At 76.4% G+C, this 4591-nt stretch carries 6 protein-coding genes; 3 read left to right on the top strand and 3 right to left on the bottom strand.

Annotated elements, in window-relative coordinates; all coding sequences use genetic code 11:
- Positions 1-719, bottom strand: a 719-nt coding sequence (locus E1291_RS39460; RefSeq protein ID WP_207401193.1) for a ribokinase, incomplete at its 3' end; no start/stop codon positions are given.
- 60 nt (positions 720-779) lie between these two features.
- A complete protein-coding gene (locus E1291_RS39455; protein ID WP_131743122.1) occupies positions 780-992 on the bottom strand; it encodes a hypothetical protein in 213 nt (70 codons plus the stop codon).
- A 95-nt stretch (positions 993-1087) separates the two neighbouring features.
- On the opposite strand from E1291_RS39455, the gene E1291_RS39450 reads away from it, so the two are divergent.
- The gene (locus E1291_RS39450; RefSeq protein WP_131743121.1) at positions 1088-2149 is read left to right on the top strand and encodes a DUF2293 domain-containing protein; all 1062 of its coding nucleotides are present in this window, start codon (positions 1088-1090) and stop codon (positions 2147-2149) included.
- A 77-nt stretch (positions 2150-2226) separates the two neighbouring features.
- Here the strand turns inward: E1291_RS39450 and E1291_RS39445 are convergent, their stop codons facing one another.
- Complete coding sequence (locus E1291_RS39445) at positions 2227-3360, bottom strand: glycerophosphodiester phosphodiesterase (protein ID WP_131743120.1); 1134 nt, start codon at positions 3358-3360, stop codon at positions 2227-2229.
- A gap of 206 nt (positions 3361-3566) precedes the next feature.
- Here E1291_RS39445 and E1291_RS39440 point away from each other — a divergent pair, with 206 nt between their 5' ends.
- Together E1291_RS39440 and E1291_RS45340 are read left to right on the top strand one after the other, a co-directional pair.
- Entirely contained in the window at positions 3567-4367 is an 801-nt protein-coding gene (locus E1291_RS39440) for an SAM-dependent methyltransferase (protein WP_165495521.1), read from the top strand.
- 126 nt (positions 4368-4493) lie between these two features.
- Positions 4494-4591, top strand: a 98-nt coding sequence (locus E1291_RS45340; RefSeq protein ID WP_131743118.1) for a twin-arginine translocation signal domain-containing protein, incomplete at its 3' end; no start/stop codon positions are given.

Below are 4591 nucleotides of genomic sequence, written 5' to 3'. Positions count from 1 at the left end.
CCGGCTGCCAGCGCGCCCCCGGCGCCGAGCGTGATCACGACCGAGCGGGGGCCGCGCGCCAGCAGCGCCCGCCCCGTCTCCTCCACGGCGGCCGCCTCCCCGCCGGACCCGCCCGGGACGGGGCCACCGGGCCCGCCGAGGAGGCGGGCGGCCTCGTGCTCGTTCACGACCAGGGGGTCGCACAGGGCCAGCAGGGCGTCCGGGACGGGCGCGGGCGGGGACGGGTTGAGCACGAACCGGGCGCCCGCCGCCCCGGCCGCGCGTGCGGCGGCCTCCACCGCGGGCAGCGGGACCTCCAGCTGGCACGAGACCACCGCGGCGGCGCCGATCGTCTCCCGGGCGGCGGCGACGTCGGCGGGCGAGAGCCGGGCGTTGGCGCCGGGCGCGACGATGATGCTGTTGTCGCCGTCCGGGCCGACGGCGATGAGGGCCACGCCGCTCGGGCCCGGCCCGGCGGTCAGATGCGCCAGGCCGACGCCGGCCGCGGCCAGGGACGCGCGCAGCAGCCCGCCGTGCGCGTCGTCGCCGATCCGGCCGACGAGCGCGCTCCGGCCGCCGAGCCGGGCCGCGGCGACGGCCTGGTTGGCGCCCTTGCCGCCGGGATGGGTGACCAGGTCGGAGCCGAGCACGGTCTCCCCCGGCCCCGGCCGCCGGTCCACCCCGACCACCAGATCGGCGTTGACCGAGCCCACGACGACGACATCGAACCTCTGCGGCACGGCCCTCTCCCCCGCTCGTCCCCTGGTGCGCCGCGGACCAGCATGCGCGGACGGCGGCCGTCAGTCCATGTGCAGACGCGACAGATCGACGACCTCCGCCAGGTCCTCCACGGACGGGAAGTAGCCGACGAGCGCCCCGTTCCGGGTGACCAGGAAGGCCGTGTCCCCCCGCACCCCCGCGCGGTCGGCCCAGACCCGGTGCGCGCCCGCGAGCAGCACCGCCACCACGTGAAGGCCGTCCGGGCCCGTCCACCCCCTGTGCTCATCCTCCATGGACCGAACGCTACGCCGCGTGACGATCCGCAGGTGAGGCAGGGGTTCGCGGAGGCCGGTGATGGGCGCCCCGGGGCTCCGCTAGCGTGTCCGCCGTGAGCGAGGTACAGGAGTCCCGGCTGGCGCGCCGGGTGGACGAGGCCGCCGCGGACCTGCTGAAGAGATCGCGCTCGGTCGCCCCCGTGGACGTCTTCACCAGGATCGGCTGGATCCGAGCCGCGCGGGTCGAGGAGTGGCGGCAGGGACGGCACGACCACCTGCACGCGGCGATGTCCGTCCACCCCGACAAGATCGCCGCCGCGCTGCGAGCGCTGCGCGCGTGGGCCGAGCGCAACGGCCTGGAGCCCGCCGAGGCCGCGTACACGGCGGCGACCCGCGACCGCCGGCCGCTGCGCTTCACCGCGGCGGGCGCGGAGGCGGCGGAGCTCGCCCACCGCACGCACTGGCTGTCGCCCGCGCTGACGCCCGCGCAGCGCGAGCGGCTGGCCGCCCGGCGCGACAAGGCCCCCGACATCACCGCCGTCGACCCGGACGGCCCCTGGACCTGCGGCGGCTGTCACGGGGCGGGCGGCCTCCAGGTCGTCGAGGACTCGGTGCCGCTGTGCCTGGACTGCGCCGATCTGGGGCACCTGGTGTTCCTGCCGTCCGGCGACGCCGCGCTCAGCCGCCGCGCCAAGCAGGAGAGCGGGCTGTCGGCCGTGGTCGTCCGGCACAACCGGCGCCGCAAGCGCTACGAGCGGCGCGGGGTGCTGGTCGAGGAGGCCGCCCTCGAACGGGCCGAGGAGCGCTGCCTGGCCGACGAGGACCTGCGGGCGCGCCGCCGCGACCGCGACCGCGAGCGCCGCGCGGTGCGGGACGTGGAGTTCCTGGACCGGCTGGCCGCCGAGATCGGCCGCCTGTTCCCCGGCTGCCCGCCCGGCCGGGCCGAGGAGATCGCCCGGCACGCGGGGCTGCGCGGCAGCGGCCGGGTGGGCCGGACGGCGGCCGGCCGCGACCTCGACGCCGAGGCGGTCACGCTCGCCGTCGTCGCCTCCGTCCGGCACCTGGACACCGGCTACGACGCGATGCTGATGGCCGGCGTGCCCCGCCGCGAGGCCCGCGACCGCATCCGCGCGGATGTGGAGGCGACCCTCGCGGCCTGGCGCGCCGGCCCCTGACGACGGCCGCCGGGAGCCGGGCGCGGCGGTCAGGGGCCGGAGCGGGCGCGGCGGTGCCGGCCGGCCCTCGCGGCCGGTCAGCCCTTCAGGAAGTCGCCGCGGGCGGCGACGGCGGTGTCGGAGTTGTCGCTGAAGAGCCCGTCGATGCCCGCCTTGAAGAAGGCCTCGTACTCCTTGAACGCCTGGCCGTAGTCGGACGGGACGGTCCCGTTGCGCAGGTCGGCGGGCAGGAACTGGTTCTCGTTGCGGAAGGTGTAGGGGCCGACCTTCAGCTTCGCGGCGTGCGCGTCCTTCACCAGCGCCGTGGGCGTGCCCAGCGTGCCGTCCGCCTTCGGCGGGATCACCAGCGACTTGTCCGGGCCGATCCACTCGGCGTAGGTGCGGATCTCGCGGAGCCCCTCGGGCGTGATCATCTGCGCGTACGTCGGGCCCTTGCCGGTCGCGATCGTGTCGTAGGGGGCGCCGGAGGCCGAGAGGGTCTGCAGCGCGGGCACCCGCAGGTCGCGGCGCAGCAGCCGCAGGCTCGACGGCTCGAACGACTGGACGATCGCGCGGCCGTCCCGCTTGTCCAGCCCGTTCTCCTTGAGCGTCTTGACCAGGCCGGGCTCCAGCGGCAGGCCGATCGAGCGGAAGTAGGTCGGGTGCTTGGTCTCGGGGATGATGCCGATGCGGCGGTGGTAGCGGGCGCCGAGACCCTTGGCCAGGTCGATGACCTCCTGCAGCGTCGGCACCTGGTAGCGGCCGTCGTAGAGGGTGTTGCGCCGCCGGACGTCGGGCAGCCGCTCGACCGCGCGCAGGGTCTTCAGCTCGGCCAGCGTGAAGTCCTCGGTGAACCAGCCGGTCACCTTCGTCCCGTCCACGGTCTTGGTGGTGCGGCGGGAGGTGAACTCGGGGTGGCGCGCCACGTCCGTGGTGCCGCCGATCTCGTTCTCGTGCCGGGCGACCAGCACGCCGTCCTTGGTCGGCACGAGGTCGGGCTCGATGTAGTCGGCGCCCAGCTGGACGGCCAGCTCGTACGACCCGGCGGTGTGCTCGGGGCGGTACCCGGACGCGCCGCGGTGCCCGAAGATCGTCGGCTCGGCCGCGTGCGGGGCCGCCTGCGCCGTCCCCGCCACCCCGGCGCCCACCGCCGCGACCGGCAGCAGCACCGCGGCGGCCGCGATCAGGACGGCCTTCCCGGTCATCATCCGGGCGATCCTGTCGGCTCCCATGTCGGCTCCTCTCGCGGCGGCGTCCCACGGGCGACCGTCGCCGGAGGATCACCGCCGCCCGGAAGGTACCGAGCGGGCGGTACCCGGGCCAGGACCCGTCCGGTGACGGCCGCGGCAACCTTGCCCGGCGCCCCGGTGAACGGGCCCGCGCCCGGAATGCCCTGTTCATGTTGCCGCCCTCCGGCCCGAAGAGGATCATGATGCGGATGACCGACACGACGGGCGGGCCCCCCGACGGCCTGGACGCGGGCTCCCCCAACGTCGCTCGGATGTACGATTTCTGGCTCGGCGGCAAGGACAACTTCGCCGCCGACCGGGAGGCCGCCGAGCGCGTGGTGGAGATCTCCGAGGGGCGTGTGGTGCGGGGCGTGCGGCTCAACCGGGCGTTCCTCGGCGCCGCCGTGCGCGCCGCCGCGCGGGCCGGCGTCCGGCAGTTCCTCGACCTGGGCTCGGGGCTGCCGACCAGGGAGAACGTCCACGAGGTGGCGCTCGGCGTCCGGGACGACGCGCGCGTGGTCTACGTGGACTACGACCCGGTGGTGTGCGTGCACGGCCGCGCCCTGCTGGCCGGCGCCGAGGTCGGCTTCGCCGAGGGGGACCTGCGCCGCCCGGACGAGGTGCTCGGCCATCCGGCCGTCCGCGGCATGATCGACCTCTCCCGGCCGGTGGCGCTGCTGCTGGTGTCGGTGCTGCACTTCGTCGCCGACGAGGACGACCCGGCGGGGCTGGTGGCGCGATACCGGGACGCCCTCGCGCCCGGCAGCCGGCTGATCCTGTCGCATCTGGCCACCGATGCCTTCCCCGAGGCGATGGCCCGCACCGAGCGGGTGTACCAGGACGCCAGCGCCCGTCTCGGCGCCAGGCCGAGCGCGCGGATCCGCGGGTTCTTCGACGGGTTCGAGCTGCTGGAGCCGGGGCTGACGGGCCCCCGGGAGTGGCTGGACGGCGGCGTCCGGACCGACGGCGAGCGGTTCGCCGGCCTGGTCGGCGTCGGCGAGCTGCGCTGATCGTCGGCGCCGGGACCGGCCGCCGGAGTCCGCCCGGGTCACGGGCCCTTCACGCCGTGTTGCCCTCCCGGTCGACCGCGTCTCTCGCCGCCCTCAACCGGGTGACCTCCACTGGATCACGTGGACATGACACGCAGGGCGTTCCTGGCCACCACCTCGCTCGCCGGCGCGTCGATCACCGGCGCGCCACCGGCCCCGGCCGCGGCCCCGCCCGGCCCCGGGAC

The sequence above is a fragment of the Actinomadura roseirufa genome, assembly GCF_900659635.1.
GTDB classification, from domain to species: Bacteria; Actinomycetota; Actinomycetes; order Streptosporangiales; family Streptosporangiaceae; genus Spirillospora; species Spirillospora roseirufa.
Note: the sequence above shows the minus strand (reverse complement) of the source record. Positions and strands in the feature narration are given on the sequence as shown.